A 23,149-nucleotide genomic window follows, 5' to 3' on the forward strand; every position below is an offset into this window, starting at 1 on the left:
CGCGGGCACGCTCCCGGCCTGGCCCCAACTGCTACGGCAGCGTCCGCTCGTACGTCTTGTCCTGGTCGGAGTCGTACACGAGCTTGCCGCCGGCGTCGTAGCCCTTGATGTGCGGAGCCTCGGTGACCTGCTGGTTCAGCATGCCGGCGGCGACGAACCAGCCGTGGTCCAGCACGGCCGTGCTGTCGCTGTCGCCGTAGGAGACGGTGACCTTGGCGACCGACGGCTTCACCGTGCCGATGATCCCCCAGCGGAACGGGAGCTTCCAGTTGCCCTTGTCGAGGAAGGACTGCTGGTAGAGCTTGCCGCTGTTGATGTCCGCGTACACCGCCCCGTTGCCCTCGTCGACCGAGGTGCCGCCCACGCTGGTGTTCAGGCCCTGGGCCTCACCGTTCCTGATGTTGCAGATCAGCCGGGTCTGCTTGGGCCGCTCCTTGACCGCGACCACGTAGATGCCGTCACCGGGCGCGTTCGAGTCGCCGGTGCTGTGCATCGCCAGGATGATCCGGTAGTCCGCCGCTTTCCCCAGCCCTTCGCGCCCCGGGCGGTCGCCCCCGTACCGCTGGTCGTAGTCGAGGCACATCTCCAGTCCCCGAACGGCCTGTTGGAAGGTGACCCCGTCGAGAAGCTGGCCGGTGGTGGCGGGCCGCGCGGGCCCCGACGGCGACGCGGCCGGGGTCGGCGCAGCGGACCGCGGGGCGCTGACCGACGGCGTGGGTGTCGACGCCGTGCTCACGCCCCGGTCGCCGGGGGACAGCGCGTACGCCCCCAGCGGCACCGCGGCCAGCGTCACCAACGCGGCCCCGGCCGCCGCCACCCGCCGACGCCGCTCCACCACGCCTCGCCGCCGGATCGCGGGATACGGCACCGGCGACGGCCGGATCGCGTACGCGTCCTCGGCGAGCAGGTCACGCACGTGATCCTCGAAATCCGGCCCCCGCTCGCCGTCCACGCCCTCGGGCTGCTCGTCGAAGTCCCGCTGCCGCTCCCCGTTCACCTGCTGCCTCCCTGCGCCGACGACGTGCGGCTGGGCGCGGGGGCGTCCATCGCCCCGGCCAGCCCCGGATACGTACGCAACTTCGCCAGCGCCTTGGACGCCTGGCTCTTGACCGTGCCGGGAGAGCAGCCGAGCACACCGGCGACCTCCGCCTCGGACAGGTCCTCCCAATAGCGCATGACCACCACCGCCCGCTGCCTGGGCGGCAGTTGGGCCAGTGCGGCGAGCAGCGCACCCCGCTCGTCGACCCGCCGTACGTCCTCCTCGCGCCCCGCCGTCTCCGGCGGCGCGGCGGTCAGCGCCTCCTTGACCCGCCGCTTGCGGAACCGGTCGCTGTTGCAGGTGACCAGCATCCGGCGCACGTACGCCTCCGGGCTGTCACTGCGCGCGACCCGCCGCCACGACCGGTACGCCTTCGCCAGTGCCGTCTGCGTCAGGTCCTCGGCGTGGTGCGCGTCACCGGTGAGCAGATACGCGGTCCGTACCAGACGGGACCAGCGAGCCCTGACGAATTCCTGGAACTGGGCCTCTAGTTCGGCCTGCATCAAGCACCCTCCCTCGCCCTCCAGACCACCGGTTGCGCGGATTCGGTTGCCCGGGTTCCGGCAGGCGTTTGGAATGGGGTCATGGAGAGAGAATGGAGCACCCAGGAGCCGGGCGTCCTGCGGCTGCCGTCGGGCCGCCTGATCCGCGGCCGTGCGCTGCGCCGCCCCCTCGAACCGACGGCCGCCGTCCCGTCGTACGGCGTCTACCTCCTGGGCCGGCCGCCCGTCGACGTGGCCTGGCCCCACCGCTGGCTCCGCTGGCCCGACTTCCGCCTCCCCACGGACCGCGCCGCCGCCCGCGCCGCCCTCACCGAGGCCTGGGAGCGGTCCGCCACCGAACGCGTGGAGATCGCGTGCGGCGGTGGCCGCGGACGCACGGGCACGGCACTGGCCTGCCTCGCCGTGCTGGACGGCGTGCCCGCCGAGGAAGCGGTGACCTTCGTACGACGCCACTACGCCCGGGGCGCGGTGGAGACGCCGTGGCAGCGGCGCTACGTACGACGGTTCGGGTGACGGCCGGGGCCGTACAGGAGTGCGCCGGGCTCATACCTTGGTCGCGGTGCCGTAGACCATCGGGCGACAGCGGGGAGGGGGTGGGCGTCGGCACAGTGGGCGCATGGAGAAGACGACGGGGAACAGCAAAGGCATTCACGGCGGTAACGAGGGCATCGGCAGGGGGCGGTTCCTCGCGGGGGCGGCGGCCGTCGGGGTCGCGGGGGTCGCGGGGGCGGTGCTGCCGGGTGGGCCGGCGGTGGCGAGCGGACGGAGGGCGGCCCGGCGGGGGGCGGTCGGTGCCCGGCTCGGGGGCGGCGGGCGGGGGCTCGCGCACCGGGGAGTCGTCTACACCGTCGGCGCGGGTGAGACCCCGGGCACCGCCTTCAGCACGGCCCGGATGCGTCAGGACGTCCGAGTCATCCGCGAGGAACTGCGCGCCGACACCCTCGACGTCACCGGCGACGGCGTCGAACGGCTCACCGCCACCGCCGCCGAGGCTGCCGAACGCGGGCTGCACGTCTGGCTCCAGCCGACCCTCGGGGACCTCCCGGAGCGGGACATCCTCGACCACCTCGCCGAGACCGGCCGGTTCGCGGAGCGGCTGCGGCGGCAGGGCGCGAGCGTCGACCTCAGCGTCGGCTGTGAGTTCTGGCTGTTCGTCCCGGGCATCCTGCCCGGCGACACGGTCCTCGAACGCATCCAGCACCTCCTCGACGGCACCTACGACCCCGTCCGGATGCAACGCCGCCTCGCCCGCTTCACCGCACGCGCCGCGAAGGTCGGCCGCTCCGTCTTCCGGGGTCGGCTGAGCTACGCGGCCGCCGCGGACGACGAGGTCGACTGGAACCTCTTCGACGTGGTGGGCATCGACTACTACGGCTACCACCGCCGACAGGCGGACTACGTACGCGACTTGAGCCAGCACCTGCGCTGGGGCAAGCCCCTGGCCCTCACCGAGTTCGGCACCTGCGCCTACCGGGGTGCCCCGGAGACGGACGGCATGGGCTGGGCGGTCGTCGACTACGACAAGGACCCGCCGGAGATCAAGGGCGGGCTGGTGCGCAGCGAGCGCACCCAGGCCGCGTACCTCGTCGACGTCCTGGAGGCCTGCGAATCCATGGGCCTGTACGCGGCGATGGCGTTCGAGTTCGTCACCCCGGACGCCCCCCACCGCCCCGACAGCCCACGCCACGACCTCGACCTGGCGAGCTACGCCATCACCAAGCCCATCAAGGACCACCCCGACGACCCGGACTCCGACTGGCACTGGGAACCGAAGGAGGCCTTCCACGCCCTGGCCCGGCAGTACGGCAGGCGGTGCCGGGCTCAGGGGCAGTAGCGGTCCTGGTCGGGACCCCGTGCCGGGCTCAGGGGCAGTAGACATCCTCGTCGGGGCGCTCACCCGTCGCCAGGAAGCGGGAGACCGTGTCGTCGCCGCACGTGTTGCCGTGGGCGAGGTAGGCGTCGTGGCCGGTGGAGTTCACGGTCACCATGACGGCACGGTCACCGAGGGCCGCACGCAGCCGCAGGGCGCCGCTCAGCGGGGTGGCCACATCCCGCTCGTTCTGCACGAGCAGCACGTTGGACGGCCCCCGGTCGGTGATCCGCACCGGTGCCTGGCGGGGCGCGTCGGGCCAGGCGGCACAGACCATCGCGTTCCTCGGCATGCCCGCGGTCAGCGGGTACGCCTTCCTGCTCGCGTCGACGTCCTTCTGGTACGCGGCGGCCGACCTGGGCCACGCCACGTCGTTGCACAGGGTGGCGGCGCCGACCGCGGTGACGTTCTGCAGCACCGACTCGGGCGGCGAGGCGGGAGCGGGCGGCACGGTGCCCTTCTCGGCAGCGACCATCAGCTTCGCCATCTCGGGATAGCGGCCGGGGTTGTACAGACTGTCCAACAGGGTCTGCCGCAGCACGTTCCCGTTCAGCTCCTCGGGATTGGCGCCGGGCCAGGGAATCGGCTCGCGGTCCAGACGCGCCGCCAGCCGCAGGAACAGCGGCCGCACCTCCGCCGCCGTCCGGGCCACCCGGTCCGGGTTCCCGGGCGCCGACGCCCACGCGGCGAAGTGGGGGAACGTGTCCTCGACACCCCGCTCGTGCCCGGCGAGCCAGCCACGGGCGACCCGGGTGGGGTCCGGGTCGTCGTTGCTGTCCAGGACGAAACGGTCGGTGCGGTGCGGGAACATCTCGCCGTACACCGCGCCGAGGTACGTCCCGTACGACACCCCCCACGCCGAGATCCGCCGCTCGCCGAGCGCGGCCCGGATGCGGTCGAGGTCACGCGCGTTGGCCACCGTACTGATGTGCCGCATCAACTCCCCACCGTTACGCGCACAGGCATCCGCGGTCCGCCGCGCGGTGACCATGTTGTCGGTGACCGACCCGTCGGGCGCGGGCCACGGACGCAGCTTGGAGAGGGCGAGATCGGCACGCTCGAGCCCACAACTGACGGAGGTGGACGGAGCGAGCCCGCGCGGAGCGAACCCGATCAGGTCGTACGCGTCCCGCACCTCCTGCGGCAACTTCTGCCCCTTGCCCGACGGGTCGCCGAGACTGGACCCACCGGGCCCCCCGGGAATCAGCAGCAGAGCCCCCCGGCGCGCAGCGGGCTTCTCGCTGGGGATACGGGAGACCACGAGGTCGATCGTGCGCCCGCCGGGACGCGCGTAGTCCATCGGCACTTCGAGGGTGGCGCACTGTTGCCGGGGGGCGACCGGGCCGCCCGCGCAGTTCGTCCAGTGCAGGGAGGGGGCGGCGCCATGGCCCGACGGGGACGCCGACGCGGAGCCCGCGAGCGGCGCGGTGAGACCGAGAACGGTGACGGAGGCGGCGAGGATCTTCGCGATCTGCTTCATGCCCATGAGCCTCGTGGATCACACCGATGCGCCCCATCCGGGCAACACCCGCAATTCGGTGGGGGGTTACCCCCCCATCTGTCCTCGGGGTCGCCCTGCGCCCCCGAAGCTCTCCCCACGGGTGTGACATAGGGTGCGGCCCCATGCGCTTGTCGAGCATGTGGAAATGGAGAAAGCGGCCCAGAACCGAACGCCGGTACCCCGTCCCCCTCACTACGCACCAGTTGTGGATGGTGTCGCTGAGTGCGCCGGTGAGCCGGGACCGGAACGCCTCGAGGACGACGCTGTATCCGTTCACGCGCATCGATGACGACAGCGCGCGGCGCTGGCTGGCCGAGCAGTGGGAGATCACGTCGAGGGACGATCTGGCCCGCCGGCTCGACGGGCTGGCGCGCAGTGGGTACCGGGAGCGTGCCCACCGGCAGCTCGGTGTCTCGCCGCTCGCCTGGGACGCCGCCCTGTACGTCGACATCTCCCGGCGCGGCTTCGGCTGCGGCATGCTCACCGAGGCCGAGGCCTGGACCGCGTTGAAGAACATCGTGCCGGCGGTGGTGGGGACGTACGGCTCATGGCGGGAGTACGCCGATCACTACCTGCTCGGGCGGCAGGTGTGGCGGGAGGGGCTGGAGAGCATCTCCAACAGCAATCTGCCCGCTCCCCATTCCGCCGCCGACACCCATCTGCGCGCCCTGCTCGACCCCGCCCACCGGGCCAGCCCCTGGAACCTGGCCCCGTGGGACACCATCACCCACCCCGACCGGGCCCGCTGACTCCGGGCGTACGGGAGAATGGGGCCATGAGTCTGTTCCGCGACGACGGCATCGTGCTGCGCACCCAGAAGCTGGGTGAGGCGGACCGGATCATCACGCTGCTCACCCGCGGTCACGGTCGGGTACGCGCCGTGGCCCGAGGGGTGCGGCGCACCAAGTCGAAGTTCGGGGCCCGCCTCGAACCCTTCTCCCACGTCGACGTGCAGTTCTTCGCCCGGGGGAGCGAGCTGATCGGGCGCGGCCTGCCGCTGTGCACGCAGAGCGAGACCATCGCGCCGTACGGGGGCGGGATCGTCGCCGACTACGCGCGGTACACCGCCGGCACGGTCATGCTGGAGACCGCCGAGCGGTTCACCGACCACGAGGGCGAGCCCGCGGTGCAGCAGTATCTGCTGCTCGTCGGCGCCCTGCGCACCCTCGCCCGCGGTGAGCACGCGCCGCATCTCGTCCTCGACGCCTTCCTGCTGCGCTCCCTCGCCGTCAACGGGTACGCGCCCAGCTTCACCGACTGCGCGAAGTGCGGGATGCCCGGGCCCAACCGGTTCTTCTCCGTCGCGTCCGGCGGCTCCGTCTGCGTCGACTGCCGGGTGCCCGGCAGTGTCGTACCGTCGCCGCAGACCCTGGAACTCCTCGGCGCGCTGCTTACGGGAGACTGGGAGACCGCGGACGCGGCCGAGCCGCGGCACGTCCGGGAGGGCAGCGGGCTCGTGTCCGCCTACCTGCACTGGCATCTTGAGCGCGGGCTGCGCTCTCTTCGGTACGTGGAAAAGTCCTAGCAAGCAAGCACGAGGAGACGAGAAGCACCATGGTCGTACGCGGGATCCTGGGACGCCAGCGCCGCGAGTACCGGAAGCCGGAACCGCACCCGTCCGGCGCCCGCGCGCCGAAGCTCCCCGGCGAGCTGGTCCCCGAGCATGTGGCGATCGTCATGGACGGGAACGGGCGCTGGGCCAAGGAGCGCGGACTGCCGCGGACGGAGGGGCACAAGGTCGGCGCCGAGCGGGTGCTGGACGTGTTGCAGGGCGCGGTCGAGATCGGCGTGAGGAACATCTCGCTGTACGCCTTCTCCACCGAGAACTGGAAGCGCTCGCCCGACGAGGTCCGCTTCCTGATGAACTTCAACCGCGACTTCATCCGCAAGACCCGCGACCAGCTCGACGCGCTCGGCATCCGGGTGCGCTGGGTGGGCCGGATGCCCAAGCTGTGGAAGTCGGTCGCCAAGGAACTCCAGATCGCCCAGGAGCAGACCAAGGACAACGACCGCCTCACGCTGTACTTCTGCATGAACTACGGCGGCCGCGCGGAGATCGCCGACGCCGCGCAGGCGCTCGCGGAGGACGTGAAGGCGGGCCGCCTCGACCCCTCGAAGGTCAACGAGAAGACCCTCGCGAAGTACCTGTACTACCCCGACATGCCGGACGTGGACATGTTCCTGCGCCCGAGCGGTGAGCAGCGCACCTCCAACTACCTGCTCTGGCAGAGCGCGTACGCCGAGATGGTCTTCCAGGACGTGCTGTGGCCGGACTTCGACCGTCGCGACCTGTGGCGGGCGTGCGTGGAGTTCGCCTCCAGGGACCGCCGTTTCGGCGGGGCGATCCCGAATGAGGAACTCCTGGCCATGGAAGGAAAGACTCCAGACCAGCAGGCCACTTCATAGCAGCCGGGCCGCACCTGCCGCACGGCGACAGTTACGGTACGAAAGCCACGAAGGGCAACCGCTACCTCGTGCGAATGCTCTGCGACGAGAAGGGGACCGCCTTCAGGGCCGGATGCCGTCCGATCGCCAAGGGCAGTACGCTCTGTGACCTGGACGAACGGGAGCGTTGCTTCGGGCGGGAATAGGGCCGCGCGCGTGTGCGATTTAAGATCATGAGCGACTGCTCGATCTTAAACGGGGGTTCCGCTTGTTCGCTTTCGTGATTCCAGCACACAACGAAGAGGCCACGGTGGCCACGATCGTCGGTCAGGCCCTCGATGCCGCGCAGCCCGGCGACCGGGTCCTGGTCGTGGACAGCGGGTCGACCGACGACACGGCCCGGCGGGCTCGCGAGGCCGGTGCGGAGGTGCTCAGCGGCCCGCTCGGCAAGGGCGCGGCCATGCAACTGGCTGTGTCGGCGGTGGACAGCGAGTGGACGTGTTTCCTCGACGCCGACCTCGTCACGTCGGAACGGAACGTCGCCGCGGTGCTGCGCGAGGCCGCGGCCGGCGGCACGGCGGACCACGTGGTCGGTGACTACGAGTACGACCATCCCGGCACCATCCTGGCGTCCACGTTCACCATCTACGAGCCGCTCACCGCCCGGTTCTTCCCGGAGGTCGGCTTCCACGGGGCCAACGCCCTCACGGGCAACCGCGCCGTCCGCACCCGTCTCCTGCGTGCCGCCCCGCTGCCGCCGGACTTCGGTGTGGAGACCTTCCTCAACATCTCCGTCGCCCTGTCGGACGGGCGGGTGAACGTGTGTCACCTCGGGGTCGTCGGCAGCCGTTACCGCTTCCACGGGGGCTCGATGGCGACCGAGATAGGCACCAGGATCCTGGACATGGCCGAGGCCCACGGGCGTCTGGATCCGGCCGACCGGCCGGAGTGGGACCAGTGGCTCCAGGCAGGGGTGGCCGCCATCGCGCCGAACACGGCGGACCAGGGCCGCTCGGCCGTCCTGGCCCGGCTGTTCAGCACTGTCCGCAGGCCGATGCCGAGGAGCGGCGCGTCGGCACCGGCTCGGTTCACGAGCGGGTCGAGGGTCTGAGGGCGAGGCGGCCTCGCTGTGGTGACGACCGAGTGCCGGGTCCGCAGCGGCGGCCCCGGCCTCCGGCTCAGTTGGCGGCGCACTCCGCGCACGTGCCGAAGATCTCCACCGTGTGCGCCACGTTGACGTAGCCGTGTTCCACCGCGATCGCCTCGGCCCACTTCTCCACCGCGGGTCCCTCCACCTCGACGGCCTTGCCGCAGGTGCGGCAGACGAGGTGGTGGTGGTGTTCGCCGGTGGAGCAGCGGCGGTAGACGGACTCGCCGTCGGAGGTGCGCAGGACGTCGACCTCGCCGGCGTCGGCGAGGGTCTGCAGCGTGCGGTAGACCGTGGTCAGGCCGACGGAGTCGCCCTTGTGCTTGAGCATGTCGTGCAGTTCCTGCGCGCTGCGGAACTCGTCGACCTCGTCGAGGGCCGCCGCCACGGCGGCCCGCTGCCGGGTGGCGCGGCCCTTCACGGGCGGTCCTGCGGTCGTCACCGGTTGCCTCCTCACACGTCTGAACCTGCCGGGCCATTGTGCCAGCCCGGGCTGTGCGCGGTCAGACGCCGACCCCGTCGGCGGGCTCCCGGGTGGCCGGAATCGTGCACTCCGCGGGATCCCCTGCGGGGTGCGCGGCGGCCAGCGCGCGTGCCCTGCGCCTGGCCAGCGGCGCGGCGAGGGCCGTCATGAGGATGAACGCGGCGATGGTCAGCAGCACGATCGTCGCGCCGGGCGGCACGTCCTGGTAGTAGGACGTGACGGTGCCGCCGATCGTCACGGTCACGCCGATGGCCACGGCGATCGCGAAGGTCGCCGCAAAGCTGCGGGTGAGCTGCTGTGCCGCCGCCACGGGAACGACCATCAGGGCGGAGACGAGGAGCAGTCCGACCACGCGCATCGCGACCGTCACCGTCACCGCCGCCGTGACCGCCGTGAGCAGGTTCAGGGCCCGCACCGGCAGGCCCGTCACCCGCGCGAACTCCTCGTCCTGACTGACCGCGAACAGCTGGCGGCGCAGGCCGAGGGTGACCACGACCACGAAGGCCGCGAGCAGGCAGATGGCGGTCACGTCCTCCTCGGAGACCGTCGACAGGGAGCCGAAGAGGTACGACGTGAGATTGGCGTTGGAGCCCGTCGGCGCGAGGTTGATGAACATCACACCGCCGGCCATACCGCCGTAGAAGAGCATCGCGAGGGCGATGTCGCCGCGGGTGCGGCCGTACCAGCGGATCAGCTCCATCAACACCGCGCCGAGGATGGAGACGGCCGTGGCCATCCACACCGGGGACGCGGACAGCAGGAAGCCGAGGCCGACGCCCGTCATCGCGACATGGCCGATGCCGTCGCCCATCAGGGCCTGGCGGCGCTGGACGAGGTAGATGCCGACGGCGGGGGCCGTGATGCCCACCAGGACGGCGGCGAGCAGCGCCCGCTGCATGAAGGCGTAGTTCAGGAAGTCCATCAGCTCAGCAGTCCCGTGCGGATCGGTTCGGCGCCCGCCGGAGCGTGCGGGTGTACGTGGTCGTGGCCGGGCAGGGCATGCTGGCCGACGGCGCGCGGCGGCGGTCCGTCGTGCGTCACGCAGCCGTCGCGCAGGACGACGGCCCGGTCGATGAGGGGCTCCAGGGGGCCCAGTTCGTGCAGGACGAGCAGCACCGTGGTCCCCTGGGAGACCTGCTCCCGCAGGGTCGCCGCCAGCACCTCCTGGCTCGCCAGGTCCACGCCCGCCATCGGCTCGTCCATGATCAGCAGTTCGGGTTCGGCGGCGAGCGCGCGGGCGATCAGTACGCGCTGGTGCTGGCCGCCGGACAGCGCGTTCACCGAGTCCTTGGCCCGCTCCGCCATGCCGACCAGCTCAAGGGCGCGCCGTACGGCCGCGTGGTCGGCCTTGCGGAGCATGCCGAAACGGGCCCGGGACAGCCGCCCCGAGGCGACGATCTCCGTCACGGTCGCCGGTACGCCGCCCGCGGCCGTGGTGCGCTGCGGTACGTAACCCACACGCGCCCAGTCACGGAAAGCCCTGCGGGGCGTGCCGAACAGCTCGACCTCCCCGGCGCTGACCGGCACCTGTCCGATGACGGTGCGCACGGCCGTCGACTTGCCGGAGCCGTTCGCGCCGAGCAGCGCGACGACCTCACCGCGGTGCACGGTGAGGTCGATACCGCGCAGAACGGGACGCGAGCCCAGCTCGGCGCGGACACCGCGCAGTGACAAGATGGGCTCGGCCTTCGCGTCCATGACGCCCTCCGTAACGATCACTTGGTTCCCAGGGCCGTCCGCAGTGCCTTGAGGTTGGACTGCATGACCGAGAAGTAGTCCGTGCCGCGGGACTTCTTCGTGATGCCCTCGATCGGGTCGAGGACGTCCGTCTTCAGGTTGGCGTCCTTGGCGACGGTCTTCGCGGTCTTGTCGCTGACGAGCGTCTCGTAGAACACGGTGGTGACGCCGTCGGCCTTGGCCATCTTCTCAAGGTCCTTCACGCGCGCGGCGCTCGGCTCCGACTCGGGATCGAGGCCGCTGATGGCCTCCTCGGTCAGGCCGTAGCGCTCGGCGAGGTAGCCGAAGGCGGCGTGGGTGGTGATGAAGACCTTGGACTTGCTGTTCGCCAGGCCGTCCTTGAACTCGGTGTTCAGGTCGCCGAGCTTCTTCACCAGGGCCGCGGTGTTCTTCTCGTAGTCGGCCGCGTGGTCGGGGTCGGCCTTCTCGAAGGCCTTGCCGACGCCTTCGGCGACCTGGGAGTAGCGCACCGGGTCGAGCCAGATGTGCGGATCGAGGCCGGCCAGCTCGTCGTCCTCGTGGTCGTCGTGCTCGGCCGCGTGACCGCCGACCTCGTTGCCGTGCTTCTCCAGCGAGGTGAGGGAAGCCGCGTCGATCTTCGTCTTCACTCCGGACTGGGCGACGGCGTCGTCGACGGAGGGCTGGAGGTTCTTGAGGTACAGGACCGCGTCGGACTTCTCCAGGGCCACGGTCTGCTTGGCGCTGATCTCCAGGTCGTGCGGTTCCTGGCCGGGTTCGGTGAGACTGGTGACGTGGACGTGGTCGCCGCCGATCTGCTCGGCGAGGAAGGCCATCGGGTAGAACGACGCGACGACGTCGAACTTGTCCGTGTTGCCTGCGGCTGCGCTGTCGGCGGAGCAGGCCGAGAGGGTGGCGAGGCCGAGCGCGGTGGTCGCCGCGACCGCGGTCGCCGGTATGAGTCGTCGTACGTTCATGACAGTCATTTTCAACAAATATGGAAACGGTTGTCAACAACGTCCCGGGTAAGGGCGGAGTAAGGGATGGAACGTGCCCAAAGGGCACGGTGAGGGCGGCACCGATTTGGATGAGGGCCAGCCCCCGCCGGTACGCTGAAGCATTCGCTGGAAGCATCTCGCTTCGTCGCCCGTCGTCGTAATGAAGAGAGCACCGTGGCCGCCGACAAGATCGACACCATCGTCAGCCTGAGCAAGCGCCGTGGCTTTGTATTCCCCTGCAGTGAGATCTACGGCGGTCAGCGTGCCGCCTGGGACTACGGACCGCTGGGTGTCGAGCTCAAGGAGAACCTGAAGCGCCAGTGGTGGCGCTACATGGTGACGTCGCGCGAGGACGTGGTCGGTATCGACTCGTCCGTCATCCTGGCCCCCGAGGTCTGGGTCGCCTCCGGTCACGTCGCCACCTTCTCCGACCCGCTGACCGAGTGCACCTCCTGCCACAAGCGGTTCCGCGCGGACCACCTGGAGGAGGCCTACGAGGCCAAGCACAAGCGCCTGCCGGAGAACGGCCTCGCGGACCTCAACTGCCCGAACTGCGGCAACAAGGGCACCTTCACGGAGCCCAAGCAGTTCTCGGGGCTGCTGTCGACGCACCTCGGCCCGACGCAGGACTCCGGCTCCATCGCCTACCTGCGCCCCGAGACCGCCCAGGGCATCTTCACCAACTTCGGCCAGGTGCAGCTCACTTCGCGCCGCAAGCCGCCGTTCGGCATCGCCCAGATGGGCAAGTCCTTCCGCAACGAGATCACGCCCGGCAACTTCATCTTCCGCACCCGCGAGTTCGAGCAGATGGAGATGGAGTTCTTCGTCAAGCCGGGCGAGGACGAGAAGTGGCAGGAGTACTGGATGGAGCAGCGCTGGAACTGGTACACCGGCCTGGGCCTCCGTGAGGAGAACATGCGCTGGTACGAGCACCCGAAGGAGAAGCTCTCCCACTACTCCAAGCGCACCGCCGACATCGAGTACCGCTTCCAGTTCGGCGGCAACGAGTGGGGTGAGCTGGAGGGTGTCGCCAACCGCACCGACTACGACCTCACCGCGCACTCCAAGGCCTCCGGCCAGGACCTCTTCTACTTCGACCAGGAGGCCGGCGAGCGCTGGACGCCGTACGTCATCGAGCCTGCGGCCGGTGTCGGCCGCGCGATGCTGGCGTTCCTGCTGGACGCGTACGTCGAGGACGAGGCGCCGAACGCCAAGGGCAAGCTGGAGAAGCGGACGGTGCTGCGCCTCGACCACCGTCTGGCGCCGGTGAAGGTCGCGGTGCTGCCGCTGTCGCGGAACGCCGAGCTGTCCCCGAAGGCGAAGGGGCTCGCGCAGGCGCTGCGTCAGAACTGGAACATCGAGTTCGACGACGCCGGCGCGATCGGGCGTCGTTACCGTCGCCAGGACGAGATCGGTACGCCGTACTGCGTGACGGTCGACTTCGACACGCTCGAGGACAACGCGGTGACGGTGCGTGAGCGGGACTCCATGAAGCAGGAGCGCGTGTCGCTGGACCAGATCGAGGGGTACCTGGCCGGGCGGCTCGTCGGCTGCTAGTCGGTTTTCCGGGGGCGCGTCTGCCGGGCTCCGTCTTCTGCCGGCTGCGGGTTCGTTGTGGCTGGTCGCGCAGTTCCCCGCGCCCCTTGAGGGCGTCGGGGAACTCGGCGTTTCTACAGGTCCACGTCGGCGTACAGGGCCGCGTGGTCCGAGGCCTGGGTCGCCTTCGACGTCACCGTCGGGAAGGGCTTGAAGGTTCTCGGGGCCCATACGCCCCGGCGCTCCACCTCGACGTGCTCGACCAGGTCCCAGAGGGCCGGCGAGAACATCACGTAGTCGAGTTTGTCGTCCTCGCCCGTGCCGGGGCCGTGGGTGCCGGGGTCTCCCACGTAGGTGCGGTGGGTCATCGCGTCCTTCAGGCCCGCGTCCAGGAGGGTCTTCACCGGCGGGCTGGCCATGAAGTCGTTGAGGTCGCCGGCGACGACGACGTGGTCGGAGCGCTGGAGGGCGGCCTCGTAGAGCTGGCGGACGCGCTTGGCCTGGGCCGCGCGCAGGCCCGCGCCGCCGCCCCGCTTGCTCTTGAAGTGGTTGCCCAGGATGCACAGGGGCGTTCCGTTGACGGCGATCTCGAACTCGGGGCAGTCCCGGCTGAACAGGCGCCGGCCGCCCTGCCCGGGGTCGAACAGGTGTGACCGCACGGACGTGATGGGGTGGCGGCTGAGGATCCCGACGTCGATGCCACGGGGGTCGTTGCCGTCGATCAGCAGGTTGAAGGGGTACGGCTGGTGCCCCAGCGTCTCGCCGAGGACGTGCTCGTTGAAGCGCTCCAGAGTGAGGCGGTCCTCGACCTCCACCGTGAGCAGGATGTCGGCGTTCACCTCGGCGACCACGCGCGCGGTGTTCTGTACGGCCTGCCAGCTGAGGTCGCCGCGCACCAGCTCGGCCCAGCCCGGCCAGTCGCCCCGCCCCTTGGCCACGATCGTGATGGTCGGGTTGTCCACGGGCCCGCTCACCGTGAAGAGCTTGGCGCCCGTTCCCTTGAGCTCGTTGATGAAGAACGGCCGGGGGCTGTCCTCCTCCCCGTTGTGGACCTGGTGCTCCTCGATCAGCTCGGCGATCCGGTCCTTGTCCGCGGGCTCGTAGGTGTCCTTCTCGAGAAGGGCGACCAGTTCGTTGAAGTCCTCCAGGATGCTGTCGCGCTCGGTGTCGTCCTGGAGTGCGAAGACCTTGGGGCGGCGGAAGAGGTTCTCCGCGTTGAAGGTGCCGATCCGGATGGTCATGGCTCGCCTCCCACGGCGGCGCAGAGAGCCGTCGGGGCCGACGGGCAGGCGCCGCCGAGGTGACTGCACGCCGACATCTCTCATTGTCCTCGGGGCACGCGTCCAGGCGACCGGACGAATAACAAGTAACGACTGACAGATATTGAAATCTGTCAGTCATCGTGCGAGGCTGACGTCATGACATTGCGAACCCGTCCCCTCGGAACCACCGGACCCCAGGTCTCCGCTCTCGGCCTCGGCTGCATGGGCATGTCCGCTTTGTACGGCGACGCCGACCGGGCCGAGTCCGTCGCCACCGTCCACGCCGCCCTGGAGGCGGGCGTGACCCTCCTCGACACCGGCGACTTCTACGGCATGGGCCACAACGAGCTGCTTATCGGCGAGGCCCTGCGCACCGCCCCCGCCGCTCGCCGCGAACAGGCCCTGGTCAGCGTGAAGTTCGGCGCGCTGCGCGGCCCGGACGGCGCATGGTCCGGCTACGACGGCCGCCCGGCCGCCGTGAAGAACTTCGCCGCGTACTCGCTGCAGCGCCTCGGCGTGGACCACATCGACGTGTACCGCATCGCCCGGCTCGACCCCGCCGTACCGATCGAGGAGACGGTCGGCGCGATCGCGGAACTGATCGAGAAGGGATACGTCCGCCATGTCGGCCTGAGCGAGGTCGGCGCCGACACGATCCGCCGGGCCGCCGCCACCGCGCCGATCTCGGACCTCCAGATCGAGTACTCCCTCATCTCGCGCGGGATCGAGGAGTCGATCCTGCCGACCACCCGCGAACTGGGCATCGCCATCACCGCGTACGGCGTCCTCTCCCGCGGACTGATCTCCGGCCACTTCACCGCCGACCGGCAGCTCGGCGCGGGCGACTTCCGCGCCTTCTCGCCCCGCTTCCAGGGCGAGAACCTCCAGCACAACCTGAACCTGGTGGAGGCACTTCGGAAGATCGCCGAGCAGAAGGGCGTCAGCGTCGCGCAGATCGCCATCGCGTGGGTGCTCTCCCAGGGCGAGGACATCGTGCCGCTCATCGGCGCCCGGACGCGGGAGCGGCTGGCGGAGTCGCTGGGCGCGCTGGACGTCACCCTGGACGAGGCGGACCTCGCGGCCGTCGAGGAGGCCGTACCGGCGGACGCGGCTGCCGGGGAGCGCTACGCGCCTGCCGCGATGGCGCACCTCGACAGCGAGCGCTGACCTCTCCTCCCGGTACCGTCTCCTCATGGCACCGACCAGCGAGATCCTGACCGCCGAGCGCATCCTCGAAGCCACCGAGGAGGTGCTGCGCCGCTACGGTCCGGCCAAGGCCACCGTGGTGGACGTGGCCCGCGCGCTCGGCGTCAGTCACGGCAGCGTCTACCGGCACTTCCGGACGAAGGCCGCGCTGCGCGACGCGGTGACGAAGCGCTGGCTGGACCGTACGTCCGAGGCGCTGGCCGGCATCGCCGCCGACGAGGACCGCCCGCCGGAGGCCCGCCTGCGCGACTGGCTCGCCGCCCTCTTCGCCGCCAAGCGCCGCAAGGCGGGCGGCGACCCCGAGCTGTTCGCCACGTACACGGTGCTGACCGACGACAACGGCGGCACGGTCGCCGAACACCTCGCGGATCTCACCGGCCAGCTGGAACGGATCGTCCGCGCGGGCGTCGACTCCGGTGCCTTCGCCGCCCCCGACCCCGCGGCCACCGCCGCCGCCGTCTTCCACGCCACCGACCGCTTCCACGACCCGTGCCACGCCCGGGAGTGGGAACAGCCGGGCGTGGAGCGGGAGTTCGAGGCGGTCGTGGACCTGGTGGTACGGGGGCTGAGGCCCTAGGACCGTCCTCCCGCGGTGCATCGCCAGAACTCCCGCATCAGCGGTGTCGGCGTCGGATTCTCCATCGCGACCTGGGTCAGCAGGATCGTGACCGTTCCCGTGGCCGGGATGACGTGGGCGGTGGTGCCGGTGCCGCCGACCCAGCCGTACCGGCCGGGCACGTTCCACGGGTCCACGGCATCGACGTCGACCTGACCGCCGTAGCCCCAGCCCTGACCCTCCAGGAAGAGTTCCCCCGACTTCCGCTGCTCCGCGCTCAGGTGATTGCTCGTCATACGGCTCACCGAGGTGGGGGAGAGGAGTCGGCCGCCCCCGTCCAGCAGCAACCTGGCGAAGGCCAGCCAGTCGTCGACCGTCGAGACCAGGCCTCCGCCGCCCGAGGGGAACGCCGGGACCCGGCTCCACTGTCCGTCCGGGCGGTCCGCCACCTCCAACGACCCCGCTCCGTCCGGCCGATACGCGGTCGTGAACCGCCCCCGCTTCGCCTCCGGCACCTCGAACGCCGTGTCCTTCATGCCCAGCGGTTCGAACAACCGCTCCGCCAGGAAGTCGGGGAGCGCACTCCCCGAAGCCCGCGCGATCAGGACGCCCTGCAGGTCGGACGCCGTGTGGTACAGCCACGCCTCACCGGGCTGGTACAGCAGCGGCACCCGGGCGAGGTCCGCCAGCCAGCTGTCCGGGTCGGGATACTCCTGCGGGGCCCGTCCGTCCTTCTGCACCTCGAACAGGGCCTGGACCGCCGGGAGGGCGAAGTCCGAGGGGAAGCCCCACCCGGGCCGGGAGCTCAACAGGTCCTCGACGGTGATCGCACGGGCGGCCGGGACGACGTCGTCGACGGGACCGGACGGCGTACGGACCACGACCGGATCCGCGAGCTCCGGCAGCCACTCGGCCACCGGCGAGTCCAACGCCAGCCGCCCGTCGTCCACCAGCATCAGCAGCGCCGCCGCCGTGATCGGCTTCGTGATCGAGGCGATCCGGAAAAGGGACTCCCGGGTCATCGGGGCGGAGCCGTCGGCGTCGACCGAGCCGACGGCCACCACCTCCACCTCGTCGCCACGGGCCACCAGGCCCACCGCTCCCGGCACCGTGCCGTCGTCGACGTACCGTCGCAGGGTCTTGTGCAGAGCGCTCATGGGCCGGCCTTCCGGTGCGGTGCGTACGAGTCGTCACTCTCCCTGGCTACGACTCCTCACGCACCCGGAACTCATCGCTGCCGCGACCCCTCCGAGGGATCCACGGTCGCCTGGTGGGCCTCCGCCAGGTGTTCCTCGGCCTTCAGCCAGGGCAGGAACTGAGCCCCCTGGCGCCAGCCGCAGGTGTCGCATCTGACCGTGCGCTGTACGCCGGTGCGCTGTACCCGGACGACGTGCTCGCGGCCGTGCTGGTCCCAGCGGCTCACTGTGCTCGTGGTCTTCTGTGGCATGCGAGCAGTGTGGGGCAGGACCAACATCAACGGGGATTTCCGTACGATCAGTTGGCCAAGCCGTAGCTTTCGTGGGCGCCTGCCTCACCCCGTCGTACGGGGCAGCCGCAGGCTCAGCAGTCCGGTCAGGGCGATGCCCGCCAACTGCACCAGGAGCGTGGTGACCAGGGCGTCGCGCATGCCCAGGCCGGGGATCAGGGAGAGGAAGAGGGTGCCCAGGGTGGCCACGCCCAGCGTCAGCGCCGACTGCTGAGTGGTGATCATCACGCCACTGCCGACCCCGGCGCGGGCCGCCGGCACCTCGGACAGGACGATCCGCAGCACGACGGGAAGCTGGAGCGCCTGCCCGGCGCCGGCGACCGCCGCTCCGGGAAGCAGTTCGACGAGGCCCAGGTCCGGCCAGGACCGCCAGACGGCCCACGCCATCAGGGCCACGCCGACGCCCTGGAGCACGGCGCCCACGGGTACGACCCGTGTGCCGTACCGGGCGACCAGTCGCGGACCGGCGAGCGAGACGAAGAAGAACGCCACCGCCATCGGCGCGAGCGCCAGCCCCGCAGCGACCGGTCCGAGCCCCGCGCCCCGCTGCAGCGCCACCGCGATCACGAACATGAACCCGCTGAAGCCGATACCGAACGGCACGAGCAGCACCAGACCGCGCCGCAGCGACACCGCCGCGAAGAGGCTCGGCGGCACCAGGGGCGTACGGCCCCGCCGGTCCGCCCTGCGCTCCACCGCGTAGAAGCCCGCCGCCGCGAACGGGAACGCCGCCAGCGACAGCCACGTCCACAGCGGCCAGCCCGCCGCCCGGCCCTCGGTGAGCGGAGCGAGCAGCGTCAGCAGCGACACGGCGAGCAGCACGGTGCCGGGACCGTCCACCGGCTCCGGGTGCGAGGAGCGGGTCTCCGGCACGTACCGGGCGGCGAGCACCAGTCCGACCACGACGACGGGGACGTTGACGAGGAATACCGAGCGCCAGCCCGTACCGGCGAGATCGGCGGCGACCAGCACACCACCGAGGATCTGGCCCGCGACCATGGCGAGCCCGGCCGTGGCGCCGTACAGGCCCATCGCCCTGGCGCGGCGCGCCCCGGACGTGGTCGCCTGGATGGTGGCCAGCACCTGCGGCAGCATCGCCGCGGCCGACGCGCCCTGCGCGACGCGCGCCGCGACCAACGTCCACGCGTCGGGCGCGAGTCCGCACGCCAGCGAGGTCAGACCGAAGGCCGCCATTCCGCCCAGGAACATCCGGCGCCGGCCGAACAGGTCGCCGAGCCGGCCGCCGAGGACGAGCAACACGGCGTACGCGAGGCCGTACCCGGCGACGACCAGTTCGAGCACCGCCTCGCTCGCGGCGAGGTCCGCGCCGATGGTGGGCAGGGCGACGTTGACGATGAAGAAGTCGATGAGGGGGAGAGCGGCGGCGAGCAGTACGGTGAACAGGCCGAGGCCGCTGAGCGCGGGTGGCGCGGCGGGGGAGCCGACCGGGGATGAGGTCGAGGGAATCACGGGTGTGTCGGTTTGGATGTCGGTCACGAGGACGACCCTCCGCCCACCCCGAGCCTGGTACCAGAGTCTCCTTATCCTGGTAGAAGGAGTACCTGGCAACAGGGTCCGGATGGCGGCACGCTGGAGGGTATGACGACCATGGCCGAGCAGACGATCCCGCGCCGCTCGGAAGGCTCGGACCGCTCGGACGGCTCGGAGATACGGCGGCACGAGCTGGCCACCTTCCTGCGCAGCCGTCGCGAGCGCATCACCCCCGAGCAGGTGGGCCTGCCGCGCGGCCGCCGCCGACGTACCCCCGGCCTGCGCCGCGAGGAGGTCGCCCAGCTTTCCGCGGTCGGTGTCACCTGGTACACCTGGCTCGAACAGGCCCGGGACATCCAGGTCTCGGTCCAGGTCCTGGACGCCCTCGCCCGCACCCTCCGCCTCGACGCCGGTGAACGCGCCCACCTCTTCCAACTCGCGGGCTCCACCGACCCCACGCCCGCCGCCGAGTGCCCCAGCGTCACCCCGGCCCTCCGCCAGATGCTGTGCCAACTGGAGCCCATCCCGGCCTGCATCCAGAACAGCCGCTACGACATCCTCGCCTACAACCGCACGTACGCCCGCCTGTTGGGCGACCTCGACGCCGTACCCCCCGAGGACCGCAACTGCCTCGTCCTCATCCACACCAACCCCGACTGGCGCGCGGCGATCGTCCACCTCGACGAGGCCAGACGCCTCATGGCAGCGAAGTTCCGCGCCTCCATGGCGGGCCACCTGGGCGAGCCCGCCTGGAAGATGCTGGTCAACCGCCTGACAGCGGAATCCCCGGAGTTCCGCGAAAACTGGGACCGCTACGAGGTCGTGGCAGCCCGCAGCAAGACCAAGCAATTCCTCAACCCCCACGTCGGCCTCCTCACCCTCCACCACACCGACCTGTGGCTCAACCCGGACTTCGGGGCACGGGTGGTGACGTATGTGCCGGTGGACGAGGAGTCGAGGGAGAGGCTGGAGAGGCTGCAGGAGCTGGCGCTGAGCCGCGGGAATCAGCGCAGAAGTTGAGTGACGGTCCCTGTGCCGGCGGCGCGACCGTGGTGGCGGAAGGGAAAGGACTGGCCGTCCTCAAGAGCGACGGGCCGTTCGAGCGTGACTCTCACTGTGGCCATGTGGAGCGGATGCAGCGCGTCCCTTCCATGGGGCAGCGTCACGAGGCCTCTCCCTCCCCATGTGCGTAGGTAGAAGTAGAGGCCGTCACCGGTGTGCACTTCCGCGCCACCCTGTTCCTCCGAGAGCAGGGTGATCTCCGCAACGAAGCCGATGTGCGCGCTGATTGAGCCTGGTGCCGCGAGCACCTGCCCCCGCTCCACGCCCCCCGCCATCGCACCCGGCAGCACAAGTCCCACGTTCCTGCCCGCAGCCGCCTCGTCGAGGCGCAGCCCGTGCGCGTCGATGTCGGTCACGCGGGCGGTCGCGTCGCCACCGAGGCCGACAAACTCCACCTCATCGCCCTTGCGGACCCGTCCACGCTCGATCCAACCCGTCGCCATGACCAGCCTGCCCTGGTTCAGAGGGAAGACATCGTCGACCTGCATGAGGAACGGCTTCTCCCCGGCACGCATCAGCCCCCGCTCCCCCTTTTCGTGCGTATGTCTCGCCTGGCGGTAACCGTGGCGGCGATCGCCGTCGCTCCGGCCCTCTTGTGCGCCGCACCCGCCCTGGCCGCCGACCTCCACGTCGACCCCCGCGCTGCGGACAGCCGCCCGCAAGGCTCTCAGCGTCGGCAACCCCGAGGAATGCGCTGGTTCCTGGAGGTCGGCCAGTACCAGGTCTCCGGCTAGGGTTCGCGGATCTCGGCCGGTGAGGGTGGCGTGGTGACGGGGCCGTCGAGGAGCCGAAGCAGCACGGCGGCCTCCGCACGGAGTCGCTCGGCTCGGTCAGCGTGTGCGGAGGTGGTCAACTGCGCTGCGACCTCCAGGCGTTCGGTGGCCTCGGCGCGCACGATCTCCGCCACGCCTTGCTCGCTCAGCTCACGCCGCGCCGCCTCGGTGGCGCCGGCACCGACCGGCGACTGCTCGAGGGCCACGCCACGCAGCGCGGCTTCGTCCACGGGCACCGCCTCGGCGTTGTCCACCGCGGCGAGCGTTGCGCGCAGTGCGCTCACCGCGGCCTTGTCGCGGGCACGCATCGCTTCCGGCAGGGCCTGACGCATTCGAAGACGTAATGACATGACGGAGACCTTATGGTCGCATCCTTGGTCCCGCAAAGGCGAGCGACGAGGGCAGCGCCTGCGACGCGGCCTGCGGCGTCGGCCTGGATTGGCCAGCTAGAGACCTTTACTGACTTCGGCTCGTCAGGGTGAATCTTTGCGAAGTCCCTGAAGGGCCTGAAGCGGTGGCTGTATCCCGTGCTGTGTGAGGTATGCGGATGGGGGCGGACTGACCGCTGCGGGGCGGCAGCGCCGGGAAACGGTACGGATGCAGGCGGCCGAGCTGTTCGAGCAGAAGATCAAGCCGCCGGAGGTCGCAAGGCGCCTGCGGGTGAGCCTGAAATCGGCCTACCAGTGGCACCAGCTGTGGCGGGACGGTGGTCGTGAGGCTCTGGCTTCCCGTGGTCCGAGCGGGTCGCGATGCCGTCTGTCGCCGCGCTGCTTGGAGAAACTCGCCGGGTATCTCGAGCAGGGGCCGGCCGCGCACGGCTGGGTGGAGGACCAGGTGTGGACCGCGGCGAGGGTGGCCACGCTGATCGGCAGGAAGTTCCACGTCTCCTACAGCGTCTCGGGTGCCACGAGGCTGATGCACCGGCTCGGCTTCAGTCCGCAGGTCCCCGCGCGGCGGGTCGCCGAACGCGACGAGCAGGCCGTGACCGCGTGGAAGGAGGCGACCTGGGCCGAGGTAAAAGAGCCCGGGCGGCCTGCGGAGGTTACATCTGCTTCGAGGACGAAGCCGGGTTCACCCGACGGCCGCCCAAAGGACGCACCTGGGGCCGGCGCGGCCGCACCCCGGTCGTGACTGTCAGCGGCCGCCGCTCGGGGCGCCTGTCAGTGGCCGGGCTGATCGCGATGCGGCCAGGCTCCCGCACCCGGCTGTGCCACCGCCTGCGCACTCACCCCGCGGGCAAGGGCAAGCGCCGCAGCATGGGCGAGCGCGACTTCATCGCGCTGATCGACGGCGTCCACCACCTCGTCAAGGCACCGATCGTGCTGGTGTGGGACCGGCTGAACACTCACGTCTCCCACGCCATGCGTGAACTGATCGCCGAGCGTGAATGGCTGACGGTGTTCCTGTTGCCCGCGTACTCGCCCGACCTCAATCCCGTCGAGGGGGTATGGGCGCACGTCAAGCGCAGCCTGGCCAACCTCGCCGTAGTCGCCCTGAACCGACTCGAAGCCCTCGTACGCAACCGGCTCAAGCGCCTGCAGTACCGGCCCGACACCCTCGACGGCTTCATAGCCGGCACCGGCCTGGCCCTCGACGACCCAGAGTCACCCTGACGAGCCGAAGTCAGGTAACCTCGATCTTGCATGAGGGTCCGTCAGCTTGCTGACGGACCCTTTCGGCTTGTTCGGGGCGGAGTTCCGTCGAGGTCTCCAGGTCCTCGACTTACTTGGTCGTCTGGTCGTCGAAGATCTCCTGGGTGTACTGGCCCATGGTCTTGGCGTCGACGCCGTCGCATGCGTCGGGGCGCTTGCTTTGTGTGCCCTTGAGGTCCTTGACCTGCTTCTCCAAAGCGGCCTTGCAGGCGGCGAGGTCGGGCTTGTCGCTGCTGCTGCTGCTGCAGGCGGCTGTCGTAGCGGCGAGGGCGAGCAGGACGGCTGTGATGGCTGTACGGGTGCGCATGTTTCCTCCTGGGACTGTTTGGCACTGATGGGCGTTGTGCGGCAGGTGGGAGAGCCTGGTGAAGGTGCTGTGGCAGTTGTGAACAGCACGTTCGCGGTCTTTTCGACGGGGTCGTCACCGGGGTGTCGGGGCCGCGGTGAGGGCCGCGGAGGTGAGCGGGGGCGTCGAAACCTCACCCGCTCGCCTCCTTCGGCGG

At 70.6% G+C, this 23,149-nt stretch carries 26 protein-coding genes; 12 read left to right on the forward strand and 14 right to left on the reverse strand.

Annotated elements, in window-relative coordinates; all coding sequences use genetic code 11:
* Window positions 1–31 precede the first annotated feature (31 nt).
* Both AC067M_RS43930 and AC067M_RS43935 read right to left on the reverse strand, forming a co-directional pair.
* Entirely contained in the window at window positions 32–997 is a 966-nt protein-coding gene (locus AC067M_RS43930; RefSeq protein WP_478702607.1) for a hypothetical protein, read from the reverse strand.
* Window positions 994–1,542: a SigE family RNA polymerase sigma factor gene (locus AC067M_RS43935; RefSeq protein WP_393630418.1), complete on the reverse strand. Its 549-nt coding sequence runs from the start codon at window positions 1,540–1,542 to the stop codon at window positions 994–996. Before AC067M_RS43935 ends, AC067M_RS43930 begins: the two co-directional genes overlap by 4 nt.
* Before the next feature lie 81 nt (window positions 1,543–1,623).
* Between AC067M_RS43935 and AC067M_RS43940 the strand changes: the two genes are divergently transcribed.
* Window positions 1,624–2,055 carry a phosphatase domain-containing protein gene (locus AC067M_RS43940; protein WP_478702608.1) on the forward strand — a complete coding sequence of 144 codons (432 nt, stop codon included), beginning with the start codon at window positions 1,624–1,626 and terminating at the stop codon, window positions 2,053–2,055.
* A 103-nt stretch (window positions 2,056–2,158) separates the two neighbouring features.
* Window positions 2,159–3,376 carry an abortive phage infection protein gene (locus tag AC067M_RS43945; protein ID WP_478702609.1) on the forward strand — a complete coding sequence of 406 codons (1,218 nt, stop codon included), beginning with the start codon at window positions 2,159–2,161 and terminating at the stop codon, window positions 3,374–3,376.
* Between the two features lie 28 nt (window positions 3,377–3,404).
* On the opposite strand, the gene AC067M_RS43950 is transcribed toward AC067M_RS43945, so the two are convergent.
* A complete protein-coding gene (locus AC067M_RS43950; RefSeq protein WP_478702610.1) occupies window positions 3,405–4,892 on the reverse strand; it encodes an alpha/beta hydrolase in 1,488 nt (495 codons plus the stop codon).
* A gap of 143 nt (window positions 4,893–5,035) precedes the next feature.
* On the opposite strand from AC067M_RS43950, the gene AC067M_RS43955 reads away from it, so the two are divergent.
* The 4 genes from AC067M_RS43955 (at window position 5,036) to AC067M_RS43970 (ending at window position 8,409) form a co-directional block, all read left to right on the forward strand.
* Complete coding sequence (locus AC067M_RS43955; protein WP_478702611.1) at window positions 5,036–5,662, forward strand: DUF1266 domain-containing protein; 627 nt, start codon at window positions 5,036–5,038, stop codon at window positions 5,660–5,662.
* 26 nt (window positions 5,663–5,688) lie between these two features.
* The gene (gene recO, locus AC067M_RS43960) at window positions 5,689–6,438 is read left to right on the forward strand and encodes a DNA repair protein RecO (RefSeq protein WP_478702612.1); all 750 of its coding nucleotides are present in this window, start codon (window positions 5,689–5,691) and stop codon (window positions 6,436–6,438) included.
* Window positions 6,439–6,467: 29 nt separating this feature from the next.
* Window positions 6,468–7,319, forward strand: coding sequence for an isoprenyl transferase (locus tag AC067M_RS43965; protein WP_478702613.1), 852 nt, complete (start codon window positions 6,468–6,470; stop codon window positions 7,317–7,319).
* 259 nt (window positions 7,320–7,578) lie between these two features.
* Complete coding sequence (locus tag AC067M_RS43970) at window positions 7,579–8,409, forward strand: glycosyltransferase family 2 protein (RefSeq protein WP_478702614.1); 831 nt, start codon at window positions 7,579–7,581, stop codon at window positions 8,407–8,409.
* Window positions 8,410–8,476: 67 nt separating this feature from the next.
* On the opposite strand, the gene AC067M_RS43975 is transcribed toward AC067M_RS43970, so the two are convergent.
* From AC067M_RS43975 to AC067M_RS43990, 4 genes are all read right to left on the reverse strand, one after another.
* Entirely contained in the window at window positions 8,477–8,887 is a 411-nt protein-coding gene (locus tag AC067M_RS43975) for a Fur family transcriptional regulator (protein ID WP_478702615.1), read from the reverse strand.
* 61 nt (window positions 8,888–8,948) lie between these two features.
* Window positions 8,949–9,851, reverse strand: coding sequence for a metal ABC transporter permease (locus tag AC067M_RS43980; RefSeq protein WP_478702616.1), 903 nt, complete (start codon window positions 9,849–9,851; stop codon window positions 8,949–8,951).
* Window positions 9,851–10,627 (reverse strand): metal ABC transporter ATP-binding protein, encoded by a 777-nt coding sequence (locus tag AC067M_RS43985; protein ID WP_478702617.1) that lies wholly within the window; start codon window positions 10,625–10,627, stop codon window positions 9,851–9,853. Before AC067M_RS43985 ends, AC067M_RS43980 begins: the two co-directional genes overlap by 1 nt.
* Before the next feature lie 17 nt (window positions 10,628–10,644).
* Window positions 10,645–11,601, reverse strand: coding sequence for a metal ABC transporter substrate-binding protein (locus AC067M_RS43990; RefSeq protein ID WP_478702618.1), 957 nt, complete (start codon window positions 11,599–11,601; stop codon window positions 10,645–10,647).
* A gap of 195 nt (window positions 11,602–11,796) precedes the next feature.
* On the opposite strand from AC067M_RS43990, the gene AC067M_RS43995 reads away from it, so the two are divergent.
* Entirely contained in the window at window positions 11,797–13,179 is a 1,383-nt protein-coding gene (locus tag AC067M_RS43995) for a glycine--tRNA ligase (RefSeq protein WP_478702619.1), read from the forward strand.
* 113 nt (window positions 13,180–13,292) lie between these two features.
* Here the strand turns inward: AC067M_RS43995 and AC067M_RS44000 are convergent, their stop codons facing one another.
* The gene (locus tag AC067M_RS44000) at window positions 13,293–14,399 is read right to left on the reverse strand and encodes an endonuclease/exonuclease/phosphatase family protein (RefSeq protein ID WP_478702620.1); all 1,107 of its coding nucleotides are present in this window, start codon (window positions 14,397–14,399) and stop codon (window positions 13,293–13,295) included.
* 177 nt (window positions 14,400–14,576) lie between these two features.
* Between AC067M_RS44000 and AC067M_RS44005 the strand changes: the two genes are divergently transcribed.
* Window positions 14,577–15,587 carry an aldo/keto reductase gene (locus AC067M_RS44005; protein WP_478702621.1) on the forward strand — a complete coding sequence of 337 codons (1,011 nt, stop codon included), beginning with the start codon at window positions 14,577–14,579 and terminating at the stop codon, window positions 15,585–15,587.
* A 25-nt stretch (window positions 15,588–15,612) separates the two neighbouring features.
* Window positions 15,613–16,203 (forward strand): TetR/AcrR family transcriptional regulator, encoded by a 591-nt coding sequence (locus AC067M_RS44010; RefSeq protein ID WP_478702622.1) that lies wholly within the window; start codon window positions 15,613–15,615, stop codon window positions 16,201–16,203.
* Here the strand turns inward: AC067M_RS44010 and AC067M_RS44015 are convergent.
* The 3 genes from AC067M_RS44015 to AC067M_RS44025 form a co-directional block, all read right to left on the reverse strand.
* Entirely contained in the window at window positions 16,200–17,339 is a 1,140-nt protein-coding gene (locus tag AC067M_RS44015) for a serine hydrolase domain-containing protein (protein WP_478702623.1), read from the reverse strand. The genes AC067M_RS44010 and AC067M_RS44015 overlap by 4 nt on opposite strands.
* Before the next feature lie 71 nt (window positions 17,340–17,410).
* Window positions 17,411–17,629 carry a hypothetical protein gene (locus AC067M_RS44020; RefSeq protein ID WP_478702624.1) on the reverse strand — a complete coding sequence of 73 codons (219 nt, stop codon included), beginning with the start codon at window positions 17,627–17,629 and terminating at the stop codon, window positions 17,411–17,413.
* Window positions 17,630–17,713: 84 nt separating this feature from the next.
* Window positions 17,714–19,156: an MFS transporter gene (locus AC067M_RS44025; protein ID WP_478702634.1), complete on the reverse strand. Its 1,443-nt coding sequence runs from the start codon at window positions 19,154–19,156 to the stop codon at window positions 17,714–17,716.
* A gap of 111 nt (window positions 19,157–19,267) precedes the next feature.
* On the opposite strand from AC067M_RS44025, the gene AC067M_RS44030 reads away from it, so the two are divergent.
* Entirely contained in the window at window positions 19,268–20,179 is a 912-nt protein-coding gene (locus tag AC067M_RS44030; RefSeq protein ID WP_478702625.1) for a helix-turn-helix transcriptional regulator, read from the forward strand.
* Here the strand turns inward: AC067M_RS44030 and AC067M_RS44035 are convergent.
* A complete protein-coding gene (locus AC067M_RS44035; protein WP_478702626.1) occupies window positions 20,164–20,736 on the reverse strand; it encodes an EF-Tu/IF-2/RF-3 family GTPase in 573 nt (190 codons plus the stop codon). The genes AC067M_RS44030 and AC067M_RS44035 overlap by 16 nt on opposite strands.
* Window positions 20,737–20,757: 21 nt before the next feature.
* Here AC067M_RS44035 and AC067M_RS44040 point away from each other — a divergent pair, with 21 nt between their 5' ends.
* Window positions 20,758–20,955 (forward strand): hypothetical protein, encoded by a 198-nt coding sequence (locus AC067M_RS44040; protein ID WP_478702627.1) that lies wholly within the window; start codon window positions 20,758–20,760, stop codon window positions 20,953–20,955.
* Here AC067M_RS44040 and AC067M_RS44045 read toward each other — a convergent pair.
* The gene (locus tag AC067M_RS44045) at window positions 20,952–21,302 is read right to left on the reverse strand and encodes a GatB/YqeY domain-containing protein (RefSeq protein ID WP_478702635.1); all 351 of its coding nucleotides are present in this window, start codon (window positions 21,300–21,302) and stop codon (window positions 20,952–20,954) included. The genes AC067M_RS44040 and AC067M_RS44045 overlap by 4 nt on opposite strands.
* 226 nt (window positions 21,303–21,528) lie before the next feature.
* Here AC067M_RS44045 and AC067M_RS44050 point away from each other — a divergent pair.
* A protein-coding gene (locus AC067M_RS44050) for an IS630 family transposase (protein ID WP_478702628.1) occupies window positions 21,529–22,607 on the forward strand; the annotation gives its coding sequence in 2 pieces (ribosomal slippage) (window positions 21,529–22,030 and window positions 22,030–22,607; 1,080 coding nt in all).
* 109 nt (window positions 22,608–22,716) lie between these two features.
* On the opposite strand, the gene AC067M_RS44055 is transcribed toward AC067M_RS44050, so the two are convergent.
* Entirely contained in the window at window positions 22,717–22,953 is a 237-nt protein-coding gene (locus tag AC067M_RS44055; protein WP_478702629.1) for a hypothetical protein, read from the reverse strand.
* Window positions 22,954–23,149 lie beyond the last annotated feature (196 nt).

This window comes from Streptomyces sp. NPDC043427 (genome assembly GCF_056436655.1).